This is a genomic window from Chromatiaceae bacterium (genome assembly GCA_024235395.1).
Taxonomy (GTDB): Bacteria; Pseudomonadota; Gammaproteobacteria; order Chromatiales; family Chromatiaceae; genus Thiosocius.
Map to the genome: position 1 here is coordinate 608,610 of JACKMK010000001.1, position 24,820 is coordinate 633,429.

The window sequence follows — 24,820 nt, forward strand, 5'->3', positions numbered from 1 at the left end:
CCAGTCATGAGCGAAATCCAGTCCATCATCGTCGACGCTTTCGAGAAGCGCGCCGAGATCACGCCGCGTAATGTCAGCACGCCGGTGCACGACGCAGTGATGGTGGCCATCGAACAATTGGACCGTGGCGAGATCCGGGTTGCCGAAAAACGCGACGGTCAGTGGCTCGTGAACGACTGGGTCAAGAAGGCCGTACTGTTGTCGTTCCGCATCAATGACAACGAGTTCATCAAAGGCGGCTTCACGAACTATTACGACAAGGTGCCGTCGAAGTATGCCGACTTCAACTCGCGCGAATTCCGCGACACCGGCGTACGCGTGGTACCCCCGGCGACCGCGCGCAAGGGCTCCTACATCGCGCCCAGCTGCGTACTGATGCCCTCGTATATCAACATCGGCGCCTACGTCGACTCCGGCACCATGGTCGACACCTGGGCGACCGTTGGATCGTGCGCCCAGATCGGCAAGAACGTGCACCTGTCGGGTGGCGTGGGCATCGGCGGCGTTTTGGAACCCCTGCAGGCGGCTCCGACCATCATCGAGGACAATTGTTTCATCGGCGCGCGCTCGGAAGTTGTCGAGGGCGTAATCGTCGAAGAGGGTTCGGTGATCTCGATGGGCGTGTACATCGGCCAGTCGACACGCATCTACGACCGTGAGAACGACGAGATCATCTACGGCCGGGTGCCGGCGGGCTCGGTCGTCGTATCCGGCAACCTGCCCTCCAAGGACGGAAAGTACAGCCTGTACTGCGCGGTAATCGTCAAACGTGTCGACGAAAAGACCCGCGCAAAAGTCGGCATCAACGAGCTGTTACGCGATATCTGAGTGCCGCCGCCATGTATACGCTGTACGGGATTCCGAACTGCGACACGATGAAAAAGGCGCGTGCCTGGCTCGCCGAGCACGACATCGACTACGAGTTCCACGACTACAAAAAGGTTGGAATCGACGAGCGGATGTTGCGCCGTTGGGTGAAGGAACTCGGCTGGCAGGCGCTGCTGAACACACGCGGCATGATGTGGCGCAAGGTGCCCCAGGCGGTCCGTGACAACATCGACGAGGCCTCGGCGATCAGCCTCATGCTGGAGACGCCGTCGATCATCAAGCGTCCGGTGCTCGACACCGGCAAGGTAAGGCATGTCGGTTTCAGGCCCGAGCAGTATGCCGAGATCTTTGATCAATAGGCAGCGAGGCCGCCAAGTACCATGTCTGACACACTGGACCTCGCGCTCGACCTGATCGGCCGTCCCTCGGTAACCCCCGAGGATGCCGGCTGCCAGCCGCTGATGATGCAACGCCTGGCTGCGGCGGGATTCCGCAACGAACCCCTGCGGTTCGCCGAGGTCGACAATCTCTGGGCGCGGCGCGGCGACCGGGCGCCACTGTTCTGCTTCGCCGGGCATACCGACGTGGTACCTACCGGACCACGCGAACGCTGGCAGTCCGACCCGTTCGATCCGACGATCCGCGAAGGTATCTTGTACGGACGCGGCTCCGCCGACATGAAGGGTTCGCTCGCCGCGATGCTCACTGCGACCGAACGTTTCGTTGCACGGCATCCGGATCACCGTGGCTCGATCGCGTTCCTGGTCACCAGCGATGAAGAAGGCCCGTCGGTCAACGGCACGGTCAAGGTGGTCGAGGTACTGGAACGTCGCGGCGAGAAGATCGACTGGTGCCTGGTCGGCGAACCCTCGTCGAATACCCGGCTCGGCGACACCGTGAAGAACGGGCGCCGCGGTTCGCTTGGCGGCGTACTCAGGGTACACGGCAAACAGGGACACGTTGCCTACCCTCATCTCGCCCGTAATCCGGTGCACGCTGCGGCACCGGCCTTGGCCGAATTGGCGGGCACCGAGTGGGACCGTGGCAACGCGTTCTTTCCGCAGACGACCTTCCAGATTTCCAACATCCATGCCGGCACCGGTGCCAGCAATGTAATCCCGGGCGAATGCGAGGTGATGTTCAACTTCCGCTATTCGACGGAAACCACTCACGAGGCACTGCGCGAACGCGTACAGGCCATCCTCGATCGTCACCGGCTCGATTACACCATCGAATGGACATTGTCCGGCCTGCCGTTCCTGACGCCGCGCGGCGAGCTGGTCGGTGCCGCACGGCAGGCGATCAACGAGATCACCGGACTCGACACCGAGCTGTCGACCGCCGGCGGTACCTCGGATGGCCGCTTCATTGCCCCGACCGGCGCCCAGGTACTGGAACTCGGCCCGCTGAACGCGACCATTCATCAGATCGACGAGTGCGTCGCCGTCGACGACCTCGATCGCCTGTCGTCGATCTACGAGCGAATCCTCGAACTGCTGTTGGCCTGAATGGCGATTGTGCTAGGCGCCGCGCGTCACGTCGACCGCGACGCGTGCGCTGTGTTCACCGCCGCCGAAGATCACGCCCTTGAGCGGCGTGACGTCCGCGTAGTCACGTCCCCACGCGGTAACGATGTGTTGGTCCATCGGGATCTGATTGTTGGTCGGGTCGAAGTCCAACCAGCCGACCTCGGGATCGAATACCGAGAACCAGGCGTGCGATGCATCGCTGCCGGTGAGCTTTTCCTGACCCGGCGGCGGGATGGTCTCGATGTAGCCCGATACATAGCGCGCCGGGAGATTCTTGGCGCGCAGGCAGGCAATCGCCAGATGCGCGAAATCCTGGCACACGCCGCTGCGCTGGGCGAACATCTCGTCGAGCGGCGTTGCCACCGACGTCGCGCCCGGTTCGTACTTGAAGTCTTCGTGGATCCGCTGCATGAGTTCCGAGACCGCTTCCACCAGGTTGCGTCCGGGGCTGAACGATTTTGCCGCGTACTTGCGTAGTTCCGGGAGCACACGAACCATCGGTGACTCCAGGACGTACTGGCGTGCGTCCAGCAGCGCGCCCTCGGATGCACCACGCAGACGTGCCACGACCCGCTGCCAGCTCAAGGTCGAGGCCCCGTGACCCATGCGCACCCCGGTATCGATCTCCAGATCGGTGGTCGCGGTCACTCGCAGCAGTGCGTGTGGTCTTTCCAAGGCGAAATAGGTGACGTGGTTACCGAAGAAATCGATGCGTTCGGCGACCACCGCGGGTTTCGGGTCGATCTCGAGACGGTATGCAAGGACCCGTTGACGCCCGATGTCGCGCGGCTGCAGATGTGTCTCGTTGTGTGCCAGCGACACCGGTTCCGCATACGCGTACTCGGTGGTGTGAGTGACACGATACTTCATGCGCGTGCATCCCATCCGCTGCCGATCATCTGCTGCGATCCTCCGACCTCGGCAAAGAAATCGCGTGCCAGGCTCACGCCGACCTCGCGCAGGAGTCGCTCGAAATCGCCGAGCAGCGCTTCCAGCGCCGTACGCCGGCCTTCACCCTGCTGGGCCAGCGCGGTCGCGTCGGCCAGCCGCAGTCGACCGAGCGAATCACTGATCGACCGCACCTGTCCGGCGAGTCGGTGCACCCCTTCTTCGTGCGGCAGCAATTCGACATGGCCCTGCAGGGTACGCAGCTGGTAGGCCAGCGAACGTGGATTGCTCTCATCGAGCAGCAGCAGCGCCAGGACGGGTTCGCAGCGCGCATCGTCGTGGTATCCACGACGGTAGGCCATGGCGCTTTCGGTGCTGGCAAGCACCGCCTCGAGCAGTACCGATTCCGGCGCCGGATCGAGCGGCTCGACCGCGACCGCGCGCAGCAGCGTGCCGAGCAGCAGACCGCGTTCCAGGCGGCGGCCAATGTCGAGGAACAGCCAGGCCTGGCTGCGCAGCATGCTCTCGTGCGCGAACCCCGCCAGGGCCACCAGGGAGGTGATCAGATCATCGAGTTCGTCATCGATGTCGCCGAGTACTTCGCGGCTGTGGTGGCGCAGCCGCTGCAGCCGGTTGCGGATATCGTTGATCACCCGCCAGGTGTCGGCCGAGATCCTGTCGCGTACCGCGTACGCAGCCGCCAGCAGCGCGCGTAGATTGAATGCCAGGCCACCGACCCTGTCAGCGTCGAGGATCAACGCGAGCAACTCGGGTACCGGTTGCGCACGCAGTTCTTCGGCCTGCTCCCCGACGAACCCCGGATAACTCACCGTCACCCGGGTCAGCGTCTGCAGCATCACCGTCAGACACTCTGCGTCGACCGGGTCACGGTATTCGACGGTGTTGCGGTACAGGTGCAGCACGGTGCGCAACAGCCGCGCACTCTGTTCGGCACGTTCGGCGTAACGCGCGAACCAGAACAGGTTGTCGGCGGTCCCGCCCGGCAGATCGCCATGCAGATTGGCCGCGGTCAGCCGCGGCACGACACGCGACAGCAGGCTCGCCTGTTTTTCCGGTTCGCTGGCCAGTATCCAGGTGTCTTTTGACAGGCCACCGGCCTGGTTCGAGACCACCACGCTGTCCTGTGCCGCGGAGACACGTGTCAGGCCACCGGGCATCACCGCATAGCCGTCCTCACGCGCGACGAGGAAAGTCCGCAACACCGCATGTCGCGCCTCCAGCCGGCCGTCGGACAAGGTCGGGACCAGCGAGAAATCGAGCTGCTCCTGCCCGACGTAGCGTGCCGGCCGTTCGCGGATGCGTGCCGCCAACCGCGCACGCGCCTTGCGCGTCAGGTCGCCCCCGAATACCGGCCTGGCGCCGGCCGCGCGATAGATCGGCTTGATCACCAGGTTCTCGAGATTGGCCAATACGTAATCGCGTTCACGCGGCTGCCCGCACCACCAGGACGCGGCGCTCGGCAGTTTCAGTTCCTGTCCCAGGAAGTGTTTCGCAATCGCCGGCAGAAAGGCGTTCAGCGCCGGGTTCTCCAGCAGGCTGGCACCGAGCGGATTGGCCACCGCGACATTGCCGCTGCGCACCGCCTGCACCAATCCCGGCAGACCGAGGCGAGAATCCGGGCGTAACTCGAGCGGATCGCAGAAATGGTCATCGACCCGCCGCAGGATGACGTCGACGCGCTCCAGGGTGCGCAGGGTACGCAGCCAGACCCGCCCGCCCTGCACCGTCAGGTCGTCGCCCTGGGCCAGCGTGTAACCCAGGTAACTCGCCAGGTAGGAGTGCTCGAAATAGGTCTCGTTGAGCGGCCCTGGTGTCAACACGACAATCCGCGGATCCTCGCCCGGGCGCGGACTCAGCGCCGCCAGTGCGTTGCGCAGATTCTGGAAGAACAGCGCCAGGCGGTGTACCTGCGAATCGCGGAACAGGCTCGGCAATACGCGCGACATGGTCAGCCGGTTGACCAGGGCATAGCCGGCCCCCGACGGCGCCTGGGTACGATCGCTGAGCGCCCACATGCGCCCATCCGGTCCACGCACCAGATCGACCGCATACAGCGTCAGCGGATGTTCGTTGTCGACCGGCAGTGGGTAACACGAACGCAGGAAGCCGCCATGCGCGTACACCAGCTCGGGCGGCAGAATCCCCCGCCGGATGAGATCCTGCGGCCCGTACAGATCCTTGAAGACCAGGTTCATCAACTCGGCGCGCTGCGTCAGGCCACGTTCGATGTCGGCCCACTCGGCACTCGACACCGGCATCGGCAGCGGATCCAGCATCCAGGTGCGCTCGCGCGCGCCGAGATCGCCATGCACCGTGTAGGTGACGCCGCTCTCGCTCAGTTGGCGATGTGCCTCGCTGCGCCGTTCCTGCAGCGCAGGGAGGCCGAGGCCGCCCAGTGCGTCCACGAGGTACTGCCAGTGCGGGCGGACGCCACCATCCGGGGCGAGCATCTCGTCGAAACTCTCCGGATGGGAGTGATAGCCGCTCAGCAGCCCGTTGCCAACGCTGTCCTGCACGCCGCTCAGTCCGGAAAGCTCAGATCAAGCAGGTAGGGCCGGCTGGCATCGGCCCTCGGTGTCGCAGGCTGTGCGGTCCGCCTGCCGCTGCCACCGGCCTCGAAACGACCGCGGCCACCCCACTCGGGCAGCACCACCGGTACCGGGACAGGTGCGGGCGCGGCATCCCCTGGCAGGTACGGATGGGCCAGACTCGGCACCCCCGGTACACCCCAGCCGGTCGGTGCCGACGGATAGTAGGTGAAACCGCCCACCACGGCCCCGGTCCAGGTGTCGATCAGATCGAACACCAACGCGGCGACCGCCGGTACCGTCGGGTGCAGCGTGGCCGGTGGGTTGGAACTCTTGAAACGGACGCCGGCGACGTACTGGCCAACGGTACCGGTCGTCTGCAGCGGTACCGCGTCGCCGTTGCATTCGAGCACGTAACGACCCGGCGTGAGCCCGGTCGCCGTCACCTGGACACGATCCGCCGCGTTGTCGATGAAGCGCGCCATGCCGGCTGCGCTCGCCTCTTCAGCGAGCAGGATCCAGGGTTCGTGCGCCTGGTGCAGTTCGAGTGCGAGATCGCCGAAACGCACCGTTCCAAGGTGAGGCAGACGCCGTTCGACCAACGGGGCGAACCATTCCGATTCCAGTACATGACCGACCTCTGCGAGATCGGCCAACACGCTCCGGAAGTCTTCCCAGAGTTGCTGCGGCAACAGAAAACGGTCGTGCAGTGCCTCGCCCCAGGGCGCCAGTGCGCCGCGCTCGGGATACCGCAGGAAACGCACGATCAGCGCCCGCAGCAGTACACCGAGCAGGGTCGTGAGTTCAGGCGCAGGCGGCATCTCAAAACCGCCCAGGGTCACGCGTCCGAGGCGTCGCGCCGGCCGTACCGGGTCGTACAGTTCGTCGACGCGGATCGCGGCACGGCGCATGTCACCGGCCGGATCGGTCAGCAGGTGACGCAGCACACGGTCGGCCAGCCAGGGCGCATCGGTGTCGCCGTCCGGCAGGCGTTCGAGCGCCAATGACAGTTCATACAAGGCCTCGTCGCGTCCATCGTCGACCCGCGGCGCGAGTCCCGACGGACCGATCGAACGCCCGGCGAACAGGTACGACAGACTCGGGTGCCGATGCCAATAGCTGATCAGTGAACGCAACAGCGGCGGCGAGTTGAGAAACGGGCTGTCGGCCGGCTGCAGACCGCCCAGCGTGACCGGCATACCGACCCCGAGTGCCTGTGGGCTGCCGTCCGGCGACAGGTGCTCGGCACGCAGTCCACAACCGTCCGCCACCAGGAAGGCCGCCTTCACCGACGTGGCCAGTTCGGCGGCATCGCTGCACGGCGGCAGCTGCACGCGCAGTGCGCCGCTGTCCGGCTCGACCAGGATGCGACGCAGCCGATGATCCTCGGGCGGTGGATAACCTTCGAGCACCAGGCCAATGTCCATGACTTCGGCTGCGGCCTCGACCGCGGCGACCAGTTCCAGAAAGTGTTCCAGGTGGCTCAGCGGGGGCAGGAAACAATGCAGCCGCCCGTTGCGGATCTCGACGCATACCGCGGTGCGCGGTCCGCCTGGCTCGTCGCCATCCGCCGCCGGCTGTGGCGCATCACCCTCGATCACCCGACTCAGACGCGCGTTGACCTCGCCGTACGTTTCCGCGAGCAACGGCCGATCGTCGAACTGGCAGCGATCGACGTCGCGCTGCGCCTGCACCGCGAGCGGAAGGCCTTCGAGTGGCAGACGGTAGCCGATTGGCGAATCACCCGGCAGCAGGTAGACCGCGCCGCGCCGCATCGGCCAGGCGCCGCTCGACCATCCGCCGTGCTTGTCGTCCCAGCGCAGCGGCAGCACGTAGCCGCGCAGTTCGCCGGTACCGCGGGACAACTGCTGGGCCAGGGCGCGGCGCCGCTGCGGGTCGCGCAGTTCCGCGTCATCCGGGACCTTGTCGACCACCGCCGGTGCCTGCCAGCGGCGATACAGGCCGTCTTCATACGCCGGGATCAGGCGCTCCGCCGGTACCCCGAGCGCGGTCGCGAGGTGCTGCGCGAAACGTTCGGCATGCACCGAGCCCAACTCGCCACTGCGACGCCCGCTACCGAATCGTGCCGGTTGACGGCAGATCGGGACACCGTCGCTGCGCGCCCAGCAACCGAGACGCCAGCGCGGAAAGCCTTCGCCGGCGAACCACTCGCCCTGCCCGATCTGCAGCAGACCGCCTGGTGCGAGGCGTTCGCGCAGGCGCAGCAGCAGTTCCTCGCCGACCCGGCGTTTGTCATCGCCAAACGCCGCGTTCCGCCACTCCGGCAATTCCGGAGCCCGCGCCGAGGTGAACGCGAGACTGCATTGCACGGCCAGACCCACCCCGTCATCCCGCAGCGCGCTGTCGACGTCCGCGGCCACCGCAAGCAGGTCGCGCCACTGGGTCGGGCTGAGCGGCCACACCTCCTGCTCGGCGGCCAGCACACGGACCTCGACCCGCTCGCTCACCTGTTCGTCGCAGGCCTCGTGGTAACCGACCACCGGCAGGGCGCGCAGCGGATCGGGGGCCGCGGCCAAGGGCAGGTAACCTTCGTCGGCGAACAGGCCGCCGGCGGGATCCAGGCCGATCCAACCGGCCCCCGGCAGAAACACCTCGCACCAGGCATGCAGACTCGCGCTCGGCGACTTACCCAGGAACATCCTGTAGCCGCTGACGAAGCGCGCCGCGACCCCCAGGGTACGAAACGCCAGTACCGCCAGCCACGCGACCTCCCAGGGAGAGCCCCCGCCGCGCTCGAGCACCGCCTCGGGGTCTACCGGTCCCGGCGACGCACTGTGGTTGGCGGGCAGGCTGGCGTGCAGCCGATGGTTGATCTGCGTAAGGAAGGTGACGATATAGCCCGGCTGCACATCCAGCCCCGCAACCCAGTCCGCGAAACGCGGGCCGCCGGGCGGCAGCGCGAGATAAGGCCCGAGTTCCTTGCGCAGCTGGGCGGCATAACTGAACGGAAAATCCGCGGCATACGGCTCGACCAGGAAATCGAACGGGTTCACCGGCTCGAGATCGGCGACCACTTCGAGATCCAGCGTGAGCCACGGCACCGGCTCGGGCAGGTCGAGCCGCGCAAGATGGTTCTCGAACGGATCGCGTACCCAGTTGATGAAGTGGGGCGCCCCTTCCACGCCCAGCGAATAGGCACTGAGCCGTTGATGGGTCAGCGGTGCCGGCCGCATCCGCAACCAGTGGGTTGACAGTCGCACCGGGCGCGTGAAGCGCCGCTCGATCCGATGGCGCAATGCGATACGCAGGCTCATATCGGTCTCCGGCGCAGGTCAAGGGTACAGGGATAGGCCGGATTCGGTCGCTCCTGCGACGGCTCACGTACGTCGCGCGCACCGCTGCTCAGCCGCCCGTCGTGCAGGCGACGAATCCACGCGGGCGGCACCGGATCACCGGGTGAATGACCCCATGCCCAGAAACGCGTGATACGCCGCGCCTCTGCCTCGTAGGCGTTGACCGGAAAGGTGTCGTAGGCCCGGCCGCCAGGATGCGCGACGTGATAGACGCAGCCACCAATCGTACGCCCGAGGTCCCGCTCCACCAGATCGAACACCAGGGGGGCATGCACCTCGACGGTCGGATGCATGCCGAATGCCGCATCCCACGCCTTGTAACGTACGCCCGCGACGAACTCGCCTGGCGTCCCGGTTGCCTGCAGCGGCACCCGTCGGCCGTTGCAGGTGACCAGGTGGCGCGCCGGATCGAGACCACGACAGACGATCTGCAGGCGCTCGACGGCTGAATCGACGACCCGCGCCTGGCGCTGCGTGGCCGTCTCTTCCTCAAGCACCTGCCAAGGTTCCAGGGCCATACGCAGTTCGATCTCGACGCCGTCGTACTCGACCCGCCCGTAGACCGGAAAGCGGAATTCCAGAAAAGCCGCGTACCAGGCGAGGTCGAACGCATAGCCGGCGTCGTTCAGGTCGTCGATCACCGCGGCGAAATCGCTCCACACGTAATGGGGCAGCATGAATCGATCGTCCAACGCGGTGCCCCAAGGCACCAGTGCGTGACGATAGGGCTGGCGCCAGAAACGCGCCACCAGGGCACGCAACAACAGCATCTGCGCCAGACTCATGCGCGCATGTGGCGGCATCTCGAACGCACGAAACTCGAGCAGACCCTGGCGGCCACTGGCCGAGTCGGCCGACGCCAGTTTGTCGATACAGAACTCCGCACGGTGGGTGTTGCCCGTAACATCGGCGAGAAAGCTGCGCAAGGCACGGTCGACGACGGCAGGTGTCGACCCACGTTCGATCTCACCGAGGCTGCGTTCGAACTCGCGCAGCGGTCGCGAGCCCCGCTCGTCGGCGCGCGGCGCCTGCGAGGTGAAACCGATGAACAGCCCGGAGAACAGGTACGACAGTGCCGGGTGATGCTGCCAATAGGTCAACAGCGACCGCAACAGGTCCGGACGACGCAGAAACGGGCTGTCGATCGCGGCCGCCGCGCCGAGGGTCACATGGTTGCCGCCACCGGTGCCGGTGTGCCGTCCGTCCAGCATGAACTTCTCGGTACCGAGCCGTGCCTGACGTGCCTCCTCGTACAGGGTCACGGTGTTGTGTTCGAGTTCATCCCAGGTTGCCGCCGGGTGGATGTTGACCTCGATCACCCCCGGGTCGGGGGTCACCTTGAGGAAGTTCAGGCGGGCATCGCGCGGCGGTTCGTAGCCCTCGATCACCACCGGCAGGTCCAGCTCGGCGGCGGTATCCTCGACCGCCACGAGCAATGTCGCATAGTGCTCCAGGTACTCGCATGGCGGCAGGAAGGCGTGCAGACGACCGTCGCGGGGTTGCAGACAGAGGGCGGTGTGCGGCACACCTCCCCACGACCGCCAGCGGCGACGCACCACTTCGGGTCGCGCGTCGGCCGCCATCGGAGGCGGGGTTTCGGCCGGGGCCGCACCGGGGCCGCCGGGGTACCAGGGCGACGGCGCTATGACCTCCTCGTGCTCGACCTCGCCGACCCACGGCAGTTCCGCGACCGGCAGCCGCAGCCCCATCGGCGAGCCGCCCGGCATCAGCTGCAGACGCCCGTTCGGAAACTCCCAGGCACCACTGCGCCAGCCGCTCTGCTGCCAGTCCCAGAGCAGCGGCAGCGCGAAACCGACCGGCCGCTCGAGGCCGTGTGCCAACGCGAGGCTCAGGTCGTCGCGGAACTGCGGTGCCCAGGGGATCGCAACACTGTCCAGCTCGACCGGCTGGCGGGCCTCACGCCACAGGTAGTAGATCCAGTTTTCGTAGCCGGCGACCAGGTGCGCGCTGCGCACTCCGAGCCGCGCCGTCAGCCGTTCGCCGAACTGTCGGGCCTTTTCTATGGTGACACCATAGTGCCGACGTTCATCGGCCAGCAGCCCGACGTCGCGCCACAGCGGCACGCCATCGGTGCGCCAGAAACAACCCAATGCCCAGCGTGGCAACGGTTCCCCCGGATACCACTTGCCCTGGCCATAGTGCAGCAGGCCGTCGCGGGCGAACGCATCGCCGAGCCGTCGGAGCAGCACGCCGGCGCGTTCACGCTTGTGCCGGCCCAGCGCCTCGGTATTCCACTCGGCACCCTGCATGTCGTCGATAGAGACGAAGGTCGGCTCACCACCCATCGTGAGGCGTACATCGAGGGCCCGCAGTTGCCCGTCGACCTCGCGACCCAGGCCGCGGATCGCCTGCCATTGCTCCTCGGTGTAGGGCTTGGTGACGCGCGGATCCTCATGGACGCGGGTGACCTGGTTCAGATAGTCGAAACTGACCTCGCATTTGTCGGTAAACCCGGTGATCGCCGCCGCACTGACCGGGTCGGGCGTGCACGCCAGCGGGATATGCCCTTCGCCGGCAAACAGTCCCGAGGTCGGATCGAGACCGAGCCAGCCGGCACCGGGGACGTAGACCTCGGCCCAGGCATGCAGGTCGGTGAAGTCCTGCTCCGGACCCGAAGGGCCATCGAGTGCCTTCACATCCGCGGTCAGCTGCACCAGATAGCCTGAGACGAAACGCGCCGCGAGACCCAGATGGCGCAGGATCTGGACCAGGAGCCAACCGGTGTCACGGCACGATCCCAGCGCCTTGTCCAACGTCTCCTCGCAGGTCTGGATGCCTGGGTCGAGGCGGATCGTGTAGTCGATCGCATGCTGCAGCTGCTGGTTGAGATTGACCAGAAAGTCCTGGATGCGACACGTGCTGCGATCGACGCCGGCCACCCAGCGCAGGAGGCGTGGACCGTTTTCGCTGAGCTCGAAATACGGCTCGAGCTCCTTGCGCAGCAAGGCGTCGTAGCGAAACGGATAGTCTTCGGCGTATTTCTCGACAAAGAAGTCGAACGGATTGATCACCGTCATGTCGGCGACCAATCGTACGTGTACGCCGAACAGTTCGGCCTTCTCCGGGAAAACCGCGCGTGCGACGAAGTTGCCGAAGGGGTCCTGCTGCCAGTACAGGCGATGCTCGGCCGGCTCGATCGTCAGTTGATAGTCGTGGATCGGCGTGCGCGCATGCGGAGCCGGACGCAGCCGGATCAGGTGAGGCGACAGGGAGACCGGCCGGTCGAAGTGATAAGTGGTTTTATGGTCAATGGCGACACGGATGGCCATGCAATTCCCCTGTAACTGCCAACGGCATCGGCGGGTGGCTCGATCATATCGCAGGATGGGGTCGACCGGCGTTACGCCTGGTGCGCGGTCTCGAGATTGAACCAGGTGGTGCTGATCTGGTCGTGAAGCACGTTCAGTTCAGCCTGGATCTGGTCGATCAGGGCGTGCATCGAGTCCAGATCGAGCATATCCAGGCGTACATCGTGCACCTGCTGCTGCAGGTCGGCGAGGAGATTCAGCGGGCCTTCGGCGCGCGGCAGTCGATGGAAAAAGCTCTCGACCCGTGCCAGCGTGAACCCGAGCGCGCGTGGGAAGTGGAGATCCTGCAGCAGATACCGCAGCACGTCGGTACCCACCACGCGACTGCGCACATGCTGACGATACATCTGGAACGCGGACAGGGATTTTAACACGTTCACCCACAACAGGCTGTCGTAGGGTGCCGGTGCCTCGATACGCGGCATCAACAAGGTCACTGCGCTGTCGACGATCCGCGTGGTCATGTCGCCCCGCTCGAGATTGCGCCCAAGCCGGACGAAATTGCAGGGCTGATCGTGGCTCATGGTGCCCGTCAGAAGCCCGGTGATCTGCTGGCACCGGATCACGACCTGCTTGAGAAAGGTGAACCTGTGCTTGCGCAGCACCCCGTTGGCGGCATGCTCGCGGCAGTACAGGTACAACTCGTTGGTGTGATCCCACGCCTCGGTAGGCAGGACGTCGCGCGTGGTGCGCACGTTCTCGCGTGCCGCGTTCAGCCCACTGATGATCGAACCGGGATTGAACTCGTCGGCGAGCAGAAACTTGACGGTGTTACGCTCGTCGTAGTTCTGGTAATGGCCTTCGAAGATCGCATTCGACCCGTTGATACCGACCAGTTGTTGCCATCCGGGATCGACACCCTTCGGCAGGTCGAGGATCTGGTTGGTGTAGGCGCTGACCAGGCGCGCGGTACTCTCGACGCGTTCGAGGTAGCGCCCCATCCAATACAGCCGTTCCGCGACGCGCGACAGCATCAGGTGCCCTCCGCCTGCAGTATCCAGGTATCCTTGCTGCCGCCGCCCTGCGAGGAATTGACCACGGTCGAACCCTTGCGCAGAGCGACCCGGGTGAGACCGCCGGGTGTCACGTAGACACCAGACGCCTGCAGTGTAAACGGCCGCAGATCGACGTGTCGCGGCTCAACGTGATCATCGACCAGCGTAGGTACCGTGGACAGTGGGATCAGCGGCTGGGCAATGTAGTTTCGCGGATCGTCACGAATCAGGCCGGCGAACTCGCGGCGTTCCTTCTTGGTCGCCTTCGGGCCGATCAACATCCCATAGCCACCCGACTCGTTGGCCGGTTTGACGACCAGCTTGTCGAGGTTGTCGAGGACGTAGGCGCGCTGTTCATCGTACAGGCAGACATAGGTCTCGACGTTGGGAATGATCGCATCCTGGTCGAGGTAGTAACGGATGATCTGCGGCACGAAGGCATACACCACCTTGTCGTCCGCCACGCCGGCGCCCGGTGCATTGGCGATGCCGACATTGCCCTTGCGCCAGGCGCGCATCAATCCCGGAACGCCGAGCGCGGAGTCGGGATTGAAGACCTCCGGGTCGAGAAACAGGTCGTCCACGCGTCGGTAGATCACATCCACCCGCTGCAGGCCGTCGATCGTGCGCATGTAGACGCAGTCGTCGTCGGCGACCACCAGGTCCGCGCCTTCCACCAGCTCCGCACCCATCTGCTGCGCCAGGAACGCGTGCTCGAAATACGCCGAGTTGTAGATCCCCGGTGTCAACACGACGACCTCGGGAAAGTCCAGCGGACGCGGCGAGATCGCGGCCAGCATATCGAACAGCTGCGCGGGGTAGTCAGCGACCGGCAGTATGCTCGCGTCCTCGAACAACTCGCCGAACACGCGCTTGGTCAGGACACGGTTTTCCAGCATGTACGAGACACCGGACGGTACACGCAGGTTGTCTTCGAGCACGTGGAAACGGCCTCGCTCGTCGCGGATCAGGTCCGAGCCGCAGATGTGTGCCCAGACACCGTGCGGTGGTTTCACACCCCGCACCTCGTGCCGGAAGTTCTTGGAATGCGCCAACAGCTCGGCCGGAAAGACCCCGTCTTTCACGATCTTCTGCTCACCGTACAGGTCGTCGATGAACAGATTGAGCGCGCGCACGCGCTGTTCGAGGCCGGCGGACACGCGCGCCCATTCCTTACCCGGGATGACGCGCGGAATGATGTCGAACGGCCAAGCACGGTCGATGTTGGTGCCTTCGCTGTAGACCGTGAAGGTGATCCCCATGTCGACGATCGCGGCGTCCGCCGACTGCTGGCGCGCCTTGACCTCTTCGGTGCTGAGTGATTTCAGAAAAGCGGCCAGGTGCCGGGCGACCGTGCGCGGATGTCCGGGCGTACTGATCATCTCGTCGAAAAAAACGCCCGCGTCGTATGTCTTCCAGTCGATCGTCATCGGCCCGGCTGCCGTCGGTTGTTCGTATACCTGATCAGCATGAGCAACCGGCGTGCCATAACGACTTGCACGGCCGCCGGGTGGGCCCGCCTGTCGGCTGCAACGCCACGCCGGTGCCGCCACACAACCATCTGGGCCGCGCCGAGATCGATGTATTTATTGAGAAATATGGTTGAAATACGCCGCCGGCCCGAACCCATGAACCTATCCCGCGTGGGCCTGCCGCTGAGCCCTGTACTACCGTGGGGACCTAGCGCGACGCACCAGCAAAACGCAGCGCCGAAGACGAAAGGATCATTTTGGTGCGTGCGTCAGCCGCCCGACGAACGCCGCAGCTGCAGGCCCAGCGACAACTGGTTGCGCAACGCGCGCACCAATCGCAGGGCGCCGGGTTCCAGACGCAGGCCATTGGCCTGCTCGTGCTCGGCGATGATGCAGCCGACCGGGCGCTCGTGCACCAACAGCGGCAGGAACAACAGGGCGCCACTGGGACTGATCGCGCTGTACCAAGCCGGGATCCCGTGCCCTGCACCACCGACCGCAAGATCGGCAATATGCACATCGGTCTTCTGCTTCAGCGCGACGTGGAACACATCCCGCTCGTAGGCCTCGCCGAAACGCAAGGCGTTCAGGTAGCCCTCGATATCACCACCGAAGCCCAGCCGACCGACATATTGCCGTCGCGAGACATCGCGCAGACAAAGCGCGACCCTGCGTAGGCCGAATGCCCGGTACAAGGTCTCGAGCATCACTTGCGCGACCTGATTCAGGCCAGCACCCTCGGACAGCATCGCGGTCGCCTCCTGCAAGCCCTCGACCAGGATAGGTTCCGGCTCAACCACGCGGTCCGCCTGGGTGGACTGATCTTCGGGCAGCGCGACGTCGGCGAAATCCTCGTCGACTGCGTCGGCCGCCTGTTCTGGCGGCTTCAGGCCGGCGAGCGCGCGGATCGCACCCGGCGCACGCTCCGGAGTCGCGAGGCTCTCGGCGAGCATCCGGTACTCACTGCGCGCCTCACTGACCGCGTCGTCGAAACTGGCCGCCTCGAGTTTGACGCACTTTTGATAGCGCGACAGTACGGCATCCATCAACGGATCGCCCGACCGGTCGCCAACCGCCAGTCGTTCCGTCACCTCGCTCGCGAACCCGGCCAGGCGACACAACAGCTCGTCGTCGTTTTTCGCCTTGCTGAGCTGGCCGGGCGGCATGCGCTTCATGCTGTTGGTGATCAGGTCGGGGAAGTTCCAGTGACGACCGACCGCCATGCCGAGCTGCTCGAAACTGACACCGAGCACCTCGTGCTGGGCGCGTAGCGGTGCGACCTCGCCGTCGGCCACCATCTCCTGAATCGCGGCATCCTCTTCGGCGAGATAGAAGGCCACCAGCAACTCACCGAGATTGTGAAACATCGCCGCCAGGAAGGCCTCTTCACCCTGCGGAAGGCCGACATCGCTCGCTGCCTCGCGGGCCAGGAGGGCGCCGAACATGCTCTTGCCGATCAATGCCTTGACTCGGTCCGCGTTGCTTGCCTCGGACAGGTGCTCGAACAACATAAGCGAGGCCGCCAAGGCCCGGATCGGTTCGATGCCGAGCACGACGATCGCGCGCGAGATGGTGCCGACCTTGCCGGCGAACCCGGCGTAGAAGGCCGAATTGACCACTTTCAGCACCTTGTTGGTCAGCGCATAGTCGCGCACGATCACGGACGCCAGCTGCTCGATGGATTTGTTGCTCGACGCCGACAAACCGTTCAGGGTACGGATGGTCTCCGACAGTGCGGGGAAATCCTGGTTGCGTTGCATGCGGCGCAACAGGAACTCGACCGCACCGCCGGCGCTTTCGCTCAGCGTGTGCTCGGCTTCAGGGGGCATGGCTCATGGGGCGTGGATCGCATGCCCGCTGTAGCGGCAGCACCACAAAAAACTTTTCCTTCCCGCACGCGCCGCCGCGCCGGGTGGAGGCCATCAGCCACGCAGCCGCGGCGACATGAGCGCGGCCCCTGCACCCACCGCCCAGAACCCCAGTTTGCCAAGCACCAGCAGCAGCAGGATCACCGCCACCCAGGCGACATAATGTGCCAGCCCCTCGCCACCACTCGGCAGGTAGAGTGCGATCTTGGTCGTCTCGAAGAAATACCGCGCGAAATACGCTATCCGGTCCGGCTCTCGCAGCAACGACCAGGCGAAATAGATCGCACCGCCGAGCGCCCACAGGCCGAAACCGATCAACACGATACCCAGGCCCGACGCCACTGCGGCAAGCACGCTGCGGACGGGGTTGACGGCGGAATCTCGCTCCGGATCCATACAATGAAGCTCCGTGTTTTACAGGCGGCCGAAGGTGCCGGTGTGCGGCACGGTGACGAACCGCTTATTCCTTGAGTTTGACCTTGAGCTGGCCTTCTTCGACGCGGATGTCTTCGACACCATCCGCAAACCCCTTCCAGAAGCCCTGTTCGTCGCCGAACTCCCGGATCAGGTCGATGTTCTTCAGACCGCCCAGCCAGGAATTGGGAATCGGAATGCCCATGATACTGACGCCCTTGAGGACCACCACGGGCTTGGCGTCCCGATAGGCCATCTCGACACCCGCCGCGAGGCGCAGCGTCTTGCCGCCCAGCAGCGGAAAATCGGGATCCACCGGGACCAGCAGGCGCGCACTCACCAGATCGTCCGCGAGATCGACCGCGAGGCGGCGCGCAAGGTCCGGATTGTTCGCGACCATCGCATTCAACTCGCGCTCGCTGAAACTCACTTCGTGCTTCGCGCCGACCTCGGAATACCGCTCTGGCCGCAACCATTCCTGGTCGGTCTCCTTATCCGCCGGGGCCTGCTGAGGCCCGGGGTCGTAGCCCAGCGCCCGCAGTTTGGATTGCAGCGTGCGCTGTTCCTTGACGCTCAGTTCAACCGGCTTAAAGTCCTTTGCATAGATGTAGGTACGTACCACCCAGTAGGTCACCGCACCCGTCACAAGGATCGTCAGCAGGACAATCCACAGCACATGACTAGCGCGCAGCCCACGTCGCCGCGGCGGGTCTTCGAGTTGCAGGTGCGTGTCCGCGCTCATAACGCCATCCAGGTAGTCGATTGGATTTCCGATGTGGCTTTGTACACCAGAAGCCGATCGGCGGTCGACCGCGCCGACCGCCTTCGGCCTTCGTTCGGCTCAGCGCAGATTGCGCCCGGCGACCGGACGGCGCGACCTGCCTTTCTGGTAACGGGTTGCATCCTTGATGCGCTGCTTGGCGCGTTCCATCGCCTGCTGTTGGGACCCGAGCTGCTCCGCTTCGGTACGCGGTTCGCGTCGAGTATAGACGCCGTCGGACCCCATCTCCCAACCGTTGCGGTAGTCGTTCAGCTGACTGTCGAGCATCCAGCGCAGTTCCGCACGCAACGCCTCGCCGGTCACCGGCGTCACCACCTCGACGCGTGACTCCAGGTTGCGTTTCATGCAATCCGCCGAGCCGATAAAGTACTCCTCGTCACCACCGTTCTGGAAGTAATAGATCCGGGTGTGTTCGAGGAACCGGCCGACGATGCTGATGACACGCGCATTCTCAGACAATCCACTGACGCCCGGACGGAATCGGCAGGTGTCGCGCACGATCAGGTCGACGTGAACGCCGTCACGGCTGGCCTCGTACAGGGCACGCGTGATATCGACGTCTTCCAGCGCATTCATCTTGAACTGGATACGACCTGGTTTTTCTGCCGAGTGCAGTCGGCGTTCGCGTGCGATGCGGGCCAGCAACGCTGCCTTCAACACCTTCGGGGCCGGCAACAGCTTGCGATAGTAACGCTCCGGGGTGTAACCGGTCGTGAGGTAATTGAACAGTTCGGTGGCGTCCCGTCCGAGGTCCTGGTCATTGGTGAGTATTCCCAGGTCGGAATACAGGCGCGCCGTGCCGGCGTGGTAGTTGCCGGTCCCTATATGCAGATAGCGCTTCAAGCCGTTGTAGTCGTTTCGCACGACCAGCACGATCTTTGAGTGCGTCTTCAGACCCACGACGCCATAGGTCACGTGGATGCCCGCCTCTTCCATGCGCGCCGCCCAGCGGATGTTCGCCGCCTCGTCAAAGCGCGCCTTCAGCTCCACCACCACCGCGACCTGCTTTCCATTGCGCGCCGCGCGCACCAGGTGATCAATCACCTTTGTATCGCTCGAGGTGCGATACAGGGTCATCTTGATCGCGCGCACCTTCGGGTCCAGCGCCGATTCCTTGAGGAATCGCTCGACCGAGGTGCCGAACGATTCGTACGGATGCTGCAGGAGAAACGGACCGTGCTCGCGAATCAGGTGAAAGATGTTGATGCCTTCGGTCAGCGACGGGTGGTCGATGGGCTGGAAAGGATCGTCGTGGAGTTCAGGGATACCGATGCCGACCAGTTGAAACAAGTCGCGCATGGCGAGCATGTCCCCCCCTGCATTGAAGACGTCCTCGTTCTCGTTCAGGCCGAGTTCCGCGGCCAGCATCCCGCGGCTGGTCTCGTCCATGTCGCCCTGGACCTGCAGGCGAACGATCGGCGCGAAACGCCGGTCACGCAACTCCGATTCGATCATCGACAACAGATCGTCGGCATGCTCCTCGTTCCGCTCGGTGTTCGCATTACGCGTGACCCGGAACATGTAGACGCTGACGATATCCATCTCCGGAAGCAGCATGTCCAGGTTCGCCCGCAGCACCTGCTCGACCGGAACATAGTGATTGCGGTCCGGCAGTTGCACGAAACGCGGCAGATTGTCACCGACCGGCACCTTGATGCGCGCCAGCGAGGTACGCCCCTCCTGGTTAGGGAAGCGGACCTGCACCAGCAGGTTCAGCGACAGGTTCGAGATGAACGGAAACGGGTGCGCCGGATCGATCGACTGCGGAGTAATCAGCGGAAAGATATTGTCGTGGAAGTGGGCGCGCAGAAAATCGGCGTCGTCGCGGTCGAGGGCTTCGTATCCGAGAATCTCTATGCCCCGCTCGCTCAGTTCGCCGCGCAGCTTCTGAAACACCTCGCGCTGCAGATTTTCCTGTTCGCGCACCGCCTCGTAACATTCGCTGATCTGTTCCTTCGGCGTGCGCCCGTCGACGGTCTTCTTGACCATGCCAGCGCCCAGCTGCTGCTTGAGGCCGCCGATGCGCTTCATGAAAAACTCGTCGAGGTTGGAGCCGACGATCGCGAGGAACTTGACGCGCTCCAGCAGGGGATTGCGCGCATCCTCCGCCTCGTGCAATACCCTTCGGTTGAAAGCCAGCCAGGTAAGCTCGCGGTTCAGATACAGCGACGGGTCATCGAGGTCGACCGGCTCCGCTTCGGGCGCCTGGGTCTTTTCGCCGGTTTCTTGAGACAACATCTGCTTTTCCATTTCCAGTTTGAAGGGCAACGAACCGCTGCGCAGCGCGCGCCAGCACGGTCGCTGGCGGCAGTGGACGGCGGCCCGCCCCTGCCATTGGCCGGGTGTCGACTCAGCGCGACGGCCAGCGGCGCTCAGCCGAATGCACTAGAAAGTATGGACGATTTACCGGACCGGTTGAATGACGATCGATGTGTCGCGCGGCGCGCGCGCATCATGCGTAGCCGTCAAATCCCAGCAGATCGTGCAGCGCGCTGCGCTCCCCGACCTCGGCCACCTGGGCGTACGAAGCCAGTGCGCGATTCGCACGCAGCGAGTAGTTGGGCTGTTGCTTGGCGACCAATTCGTGGCGAGCGGCCAGCCGCTCGCGCTCCTCGGGATCGAGCAGCGGCGCCGTCGGTGTCTGCCGGCGCGACGCATCCTCGGCGGCATCCGGCGCCGGTCGGGTCGCGCGCACGGGCGTCACGACCGCCCGTTCCTGCTGAACCGGCAGATCGTGAAGACGCGGCAATGCGGGCGTGATGTTCAACTTCTATCGTTCGGCACTTGCTGGTGCAACTCTCCAGTATAGACAGTTACCAGCCCTTTAGTTCCCGTCGGCACCCCGTCAATTCGACGACGACCGCGGATTTAGCTTTCTAAGTGCTTGATATTACACCACGGAATCTTGGCGCTCAACCGGGTGGCCAGTGCATCATGCGCCCGCCGAGAAGATGCAGGTGGATATGAAACACCGTCTGTCCGCCGGCCTCGTTGCAGTTCATCACCGTGCGATAGCCGGCCTCGGCATAGCCCTCGGCGGCAGCTATCTCGCGCGCCGCGCGGTACAGACGACCGACGGTCGCCTCATCGTCCGCACCGACATCGTTGAGGGTGGCGATGTGGCGCCGCGGAATCACCAGCACGTGGCTCGGTGCCTGGGGGTTGAGGTCGCGGAACGCGACCACGGCGTCGTCTTCGAACACCTTGTCGGCCGGAATGTCGCCGGCCGCGATCTTGCAGAAAATACAATCGTTCATGGACCGTCAGGACGCCTCGCTGGTGATCGGTTTCATTGTTCTGCCGGCAGTCGCCGGCGGCCTGCAAATGCATGCGCCAGCGTGCCACCGTCGACGTATTCGAGTTCACCGCCGAGCGGTACGCCGTGCGCGATCCGCGAGGTCGCCACACCACGCGCCGCCGCCAGCTCACTGATGTAATGCGCGGTCGCCTCGCCCTCGACGGTGGTGGTCGTCGCGAGGATCAACTCGGTCGGCTTCAGCGCATCGAGACGCTGTTTCAACTGCTCGATCCCGAGTTCCGCCGGGCCGATGCCGTCCAACGGTGACAGACGTCCACCGAGCACGAAGTACCGGCCACCGAAACCGGTCGCCTGTTCGAGCGCGATCACGTCCGCCGGGCTTTCGACCACGCACAGCACGCTGTCGTCACGCGTCGGGCTGCGACACAGGGCGCAGACCTCGTCTTCAGTCAGGGTGCGGCACAACCGGCACTGCCCGATCGACTGCACCGCTTCGGCCAGCAACGCGGCCAACCGTGCACCGCCGGCCCGGTCACGCTGCAACAGGTGCAGGGCCATCCGCTGCGCCGACTTGGGCCCTACGCCGGGCAGGCAGCGCAGCGCCTCGATCAGCTGGTTGAGCAGCGATTTGTCCGCCATTGTCCCGGATCGCGTTGTGTGCGACTCAGAAAGGAAGCTTCATGCCGGGCGGCAGGTTCAGTCCCGCGGTGACGCCGGCCATACGCTCTTTGGTGTGCGCATCGATACGGTGCGCGGCATCGTTGCACGCCGCGGCGACCAGGTCTTCGAGCATCTCCTTGTCATCACCCATCAGGCTGTCGTCTATCTCCACCCGACGCACCTCGTGGCGGCCGTTCATCGTCACTTTGACCATACCCCCACCGGACTCGCCGGTGACCTCGGCATTGGCCAGCTCCTGCTGTGCCTTCTGCAGGTCTTCCTGCATCTTCTGCGCCTGGCGCATCAGGTTTCCCATCGGACCCTTCATCGTCTGTGTCCTCTCCCGTGATTAATCAATGCGGCGGATCGAATCCGGAATGATCTCCGCGTCGAACTGGTCCTGCATCGCCAGCACCAGCGGGTCCTCCGCGATCTCCGCCTCGGTCTCGGCCTGGCGCTCGCAGCGCTCGCGCGCCTCACGCTGCGCCGGTGTCTCGCTCTCCGCAGTCGCGGCAATCAGCTTCAACGTGACCGGGGTGCCCAATGTGGCGCTGACCGCCTCCTGAAGACGGCGTTCGGCAAGGCTGCCGATCAGGCTGCTACAGGCCGGATCGAGACGCAGCGCGAGCTGGCGTCCGTCCCAGCCGTCGAATACGCAATTGTTCGCGAGTTGTGCCGCCATTCCATTGAGACCGAGGCGTTGGATGAAGCCGTGCCAGTCGCCCAGCTCTCCGATGGAGACCTCCGCAGCCTGACTCGGCGGCGCCCGCGGCGCCTCCCGTTCGGGCGACGAGGCGCCGCCCGCGGGGGGCGATGGCGGCGTGCGAGATGCGCGGGGCTGTGGCGCAGGCGATGCCTGCGACCGCTCGACGACCGGGTCGCCACTGTCCGGGCGGAACGCCAGCATACGCAGCAGCACCATCTCGAACCCGGCGCGGGCATCCGGTGCCAGTGGCAGGTCACGCTGACCCAGCAGAGCGATCTGATAGTACAGCTGGACATCTTCGGCCGGGATCTGCGCGGCAAGCTCCTGCAGCCGCTCGACCTCACCCCAGGCGGGTTGCGCCGCAGACGGCACCTGTTGCAACACCGCAATCCGATGCAACACGGTCAGCAAGGCACCCAGCAGTCCGGCGAAATCCGGCGCGTGTTCTGCCAGCGCCGCGACTTCGTGCATCACGGCGGCCGCGTCGCCGCGCTCGACCGCAGCAACGATCTCGGGCAGGCGTTCGCTGGCCACCACGCCCAACATTGCCTTGACCTCGTCGGTGTTGACCGCACCGCCACCGAATGCGATCGCCTGGTCGAGCAGGCTCAGACCATCGCGCATACTGCCATCGGCCGCGCGTGCCAGCACCGCCAGCGCCGCCGGCTCGTAGGCGATCTGTTCGGCGTCGAGGATATGCCGGAACTGCCCCTCTATCTGCTCTACCGGCAGGCGCTTCAGGTTGAACTGCAGACAGCGCGACAGCACCGTGACCGGTACCTTCTGCGGGTCGGTGGTGGCGAGCAGAAACTTTACGTGGGGCGGCGGCTCCTCGAGCGTCTTCAGCAGCGCGTTGAAGCTGTGGCCGGAGAACATGTGGACCTCGTCGATCAGGTACACCTTGTAGCGCCCGCGCACCGGTGCATACGGCACGTTCTCCAGGAGTTCACGGGTATCGTCGACGCCGGTCTTGGACGCGGCATCGACCTCCAGCAGGTCGACGAAGCGGCCCTCGTCGACCTCGCGGCAGATGCTGCATTCGCCGCAGGGCGTCGCGCTGACCCCGGCTTCACAGTTCAGCGATTTGGACAGGATACGCGCTAGCGTGGTCTTGCCCACCCCGCGCGTTCCGGTAAACAGGTACGCATGATGCAACTGCCCGCGCTGAAGCGCGTTGCTCAGTGCGCGCACGACGTGCTCCTGGCCGACCATCTCGGCGAAGTTGCGCGGGCGCCATTTACGGGCAAGTACCTGATAAGACATCGGGACAACGATATGCGGCGGAAGCGTCCGGCCAGTCTAGCGTATCGCCGCACGGCGCGTCAGGGAGTGGGCAAAGCGGGCGGCGATCGAGGGCGGCGGTCCCGCCAGCGATTCCCGGCGCACAAGTCAACTGCTGCGGCTGCTCCCTTCCGGGCCTGACCGGGTTCACAGTCTATTGTCGCGGGAGACCAACGGGACCACCACTGAGCGCGGAATTATGCCTGATTCACGCGACCCTTGTCAGCGGCAGCTACAACCCCGCGCAATGCGTGCGATCGAAACCCCGTCGGCGCTTAAAATCCACCGCGTTCCCCTGGTCCAGTCTCCGCTGAGAGTCGCCATGCGCCATATCAAGAAAGCCCTGTCCTACTCGATCGCCGGCGGCATCGGCGTCGGCGTGGTCGCCGCGCTGCAAGGCTGTAGCGAGCAGTCGCCCGCGACACCCGGCCTGGGCGGCTTCGACGCGCCACTGCCCGGCGGCATCGAACAGCCGTATTTCCTCGTCATCGAACAGACCGGCAGCCAACCGGAGACCTACCGGCTGGTCGAAAAGCACCCCACCAGCGGGCCGACCCGGGCGATCCTGCGCACCCCCGACGGCCAGGAGCGTTTCCTGTCCGAACAGGAACTGCAGCAGATCGCCGCCGAAGAGGCGGCGCGCGTCGAGGCCGGCACCTCACGGCTCACACAGCCCGCCGAGGTCTCGGCCGGCGGCCTGTCGCTCGGCGAGACCCTGGTCGCCGCCGCCGCGGGATCGCTGATCGGCGGCATGCTGGCAAACCGCCTGGCGGCCAACAGTCACTTCCAGCGTACCCAGCAGACCTACGGTGGCGGCCGCCCCACGGCGACCATCTCCCAACCTGCGCGCACCCAGACCGCCGCCCGTTCGCAGCCGCGCAGCGGCTTCTTCGGCAGCAGCAGCGGACGCTCGACGAGCGGCGGATTCGGCTCCTTCGGTGGCTGAA

The 24,820-nt window shown here is 65.1% G+C and carries 19 protein-coding genes and 1 other RNA gene; 4 read left to right on the plus strand and 16 right to left on the minus strand.

What is annotated here, in order from left to right; translation table 11 throughout:
• The first annotated feature begins 6 nt into the window (after positions 1-6).
• Genes dapD through dapE form a run of 3 tightly spaced genes read left to right on the plus strand, consistent with a single transcriptional unit; the run spans position 7 to position 2,336 of the window.
• Positions 7-828, plus strand: coding sequence for a 2,3,4,5-tetrahydropyridine-2,6-dicarboxylate N-succinyltransferase (gene dapD, locus H6955_02780; GenBank protein ID MCP5312453.1), 822 nt, complete (start codon positions 7-9; stop codon positions 826-828).
• A gap of 11 nt (positions 829-839) precedes the next feature.
• A complete protein-coding gene (locus H6955_02785) occupies positions 840-1,187 on the plus strand; it encodes an ArsC family reductase (GenBank protein MCP5312454.1) in 348 nt (115 codons plus the stop codon).
• Positions 1,188-1,208: 21 nt separating this feature from the next.
• Positions 1,209-2,336, plus strand: a complete 1,128-nt coding sequence (dapE, locus tag H6955_02790) for a succinyl-diaminopimelate desuccinylase (GenBank protein ID MCP5312455.1) — start codon at positions 1,209-1,211, stop codon at positions 2,334-2,336.
• A gap of 12 nt (positions 2,337-2,348) precedes the next feature.
• On the opposite strand, the gene H6955_02795 is transcribed toward dapE, so the two are convergent.
• The 16 genes from H6955_02795 to ffs form a co-directional block, all read right to left on the minus strand.
• On the minus strand, positions 2,349-3,227 hold the full coding sequence (locus tag H6955_02795) for a transglutaminase family protein (protein MCP5312456.1): 879 nt from the start codon (positions 3,225-3,227) through the stop codon (positions 2,349-2,351).
• Complete coding sequence (locus tag H6955_02800; GenBank protein ID MCP5312457.1) at positions 3,224-5,716, minus strand: circularly permuted type 2 ATP-grasp protein; 2,493 nt, start codon at positions 5,714-5,716, stop codon at positions 3,224-3,226. Before H6955_02800 ends, H6955_02795 begins: the two co-directional genes overlap by 4 nt.
• A 71-nt stretch (positions 5,717-5,787) precedes the next feature.
• The gene (locus tag H6955_02805) at positions 5,788-9,069 is read right to left on the minus strand and encodes a transglutaminase family protein (GenBank protein MCP5312458.1); all 3,282 of its coding nucleotides are present in this window, start codon (positions 9,067-9,069) and stop codon (positions 5,788-5,790) included.
• Positions 9,066-12,398 carry a transglutaminase family protein gene (locus H6955_02810; protein ID MCP5312459.1) on the minus strand — a complete coding sequence of 1,111 codons (3,333 nt, stop codon included), beginning with the start codon at positions 12,396-12,398 and terminating at the stop codon, positions 9,066-9,068. Before H6955_02810 ends, H6955_02805 begins: the two co-directional genes overlap by 4 nt.
• 71 nt (positions 12,399-12,469) lie before the next feature.
• Complete coding sequence (locus H6955_02815; protein MCP5312460.1) at positions 12,470-13,411, minus strand: alpha-E domain-containing protein; 942 nt, start codon at positions 13,409-13,411, stop codon at positions 12,470-12,472.
• A complete protein-coding gene (locus H6955_02820; GenBank protein ID MCP5312461.1) occupies positions 13,411-14,862 on the minus strand; it encodes a circularly permuted type 2 ATP-grasp protein in 1,452 nt (483 codons plus the stop codon). The genes H6955_02815 and H6955_02820 overlap by 1 nt, the downstream gene beginning before the upstream one ends.
• A gap of 311 nt (positions 14,863-15,173) precedes the next feature.
• Positions 15,174-16,733, minus strand: coding sequence for an HDOD domain-containing protein (locus H6955_02825; protein ID MCP5312462.1), 1,560 nt, complete (start codon positions 16,731-16,733; stop codon positions 15,174-15,176).
• Positions 16,734-16,826: 93 nt separating this feature from the next.
• A complete protein-coding gene (locus H6955_02830; GenBank protein ID MCP5312463.1) occupies positions 16,827-17,168 on the minus strand; it encodes a hypothetical protein in 342 nt (113 codons plus the stop codon).
• A gap of 64 nt (positions 17,169-17,232) precedes the next feature.
• A complete protein-coding gene (locus H6955_02835) occupies positions 17,233-17,928 on the minus strand; it encodes an arginine N-succinyltransferase (GenBank protein ID MCP5312464.1) in 696 nt (231 codons plus the stop codon).
• A 99-nt stretch (positions 17,929-18,027) separates the two neighbouring features.
• Positions 18,028-20,217: a polyphosphate kinase 1 gene (gene ppk1 / locus H6955_02840; protein ID MCP5312465.1), complete on the minus strand. Its 2,190-nt coding sequence runs from the start codon at positions 20,215-20,217 to the stop codon at positions 18,028-18,030.
• Positions 20,218-20,419: 202 nt separating this feature from the next.
• Complete coding sequence (locus tag H6955_02845; GenBank protein ID MCP5312466.1) at positions 20,420-20,734, minus strand: hypothetical protein; 315 nt, start codon at positions 20,732-20,734, stop codon at positions 20,420-20,422.
• Between the two features lie 145 nt (positions 20,735-20,879).
• Positions 20,880-21,224 carry a histidine triad nucleotide-binding protein gene (locus tag H6955_02850; protein MCP5312467.1) on the minus strand — a complete coding sequence of 115 codons (345 nt, stop codon included), beginning with the start codon at positions 21,222-21,224 and terminating at the stop codon, positions 20,880-20,882.
• Positions 21,225-21,256: 32 nt separating this feature from the next.
• Positions 21,257-21,865 (minus strand): recombination protein RecR, encoded by a 609-nt coding sequence (gene recR / locus H6955_02855; protein ID MCP5312468.1) that lies wholly within the window; start codon positions 21,863-21,865, stop codon positions 21,257-21,259.
• Positions 21,866-21,890: 25 nt separating this feature from the next.
• Entirely contained in the window at positions 21,891-22,214 is a 324-nt protein-coding gene (locus H6955_02860; GenBank protein MCP5312469.1) for a YbaB/EbfC family nucleoid-associated protein, read from the minus strand.
• 21 nt (positions 22,215-22,235) lie between these two features.
• Entirely contained in the window at positions 22,236-23,855 is a 1,620-nt protein-coding gene (gene dnaX / locus H6955_02865; protein MCP5312470.1) for a DNA polymerase III subunit gamma/tau, read from the minus strand.
• 99 nt (positions 23,856-23,954) lie between these two features.
• Positions 23,955-24,049, minus strand: an RNA gene (ffs, locus tag H6955_02870) — signal recognition particle sRNA small type.
• 287 nt (positions 24,050-24,336) lie between these two features.
• On the opposite strand from ffs, the gene H6955_02875 reads away from it, so the two are divergent.
• Positions 24,337-24,819: a hypothetical protein gene (locus tag H6955_02875; GenBank protein ID MCP5312471.1), complete on the plus strand. Its 483-nt coding sequence runs from the start codon at positions 24,337-24,339 to the stop codon at positions 24,817-24,819.
• Position 24,820 lies beyond the last annotated feature (1 nt).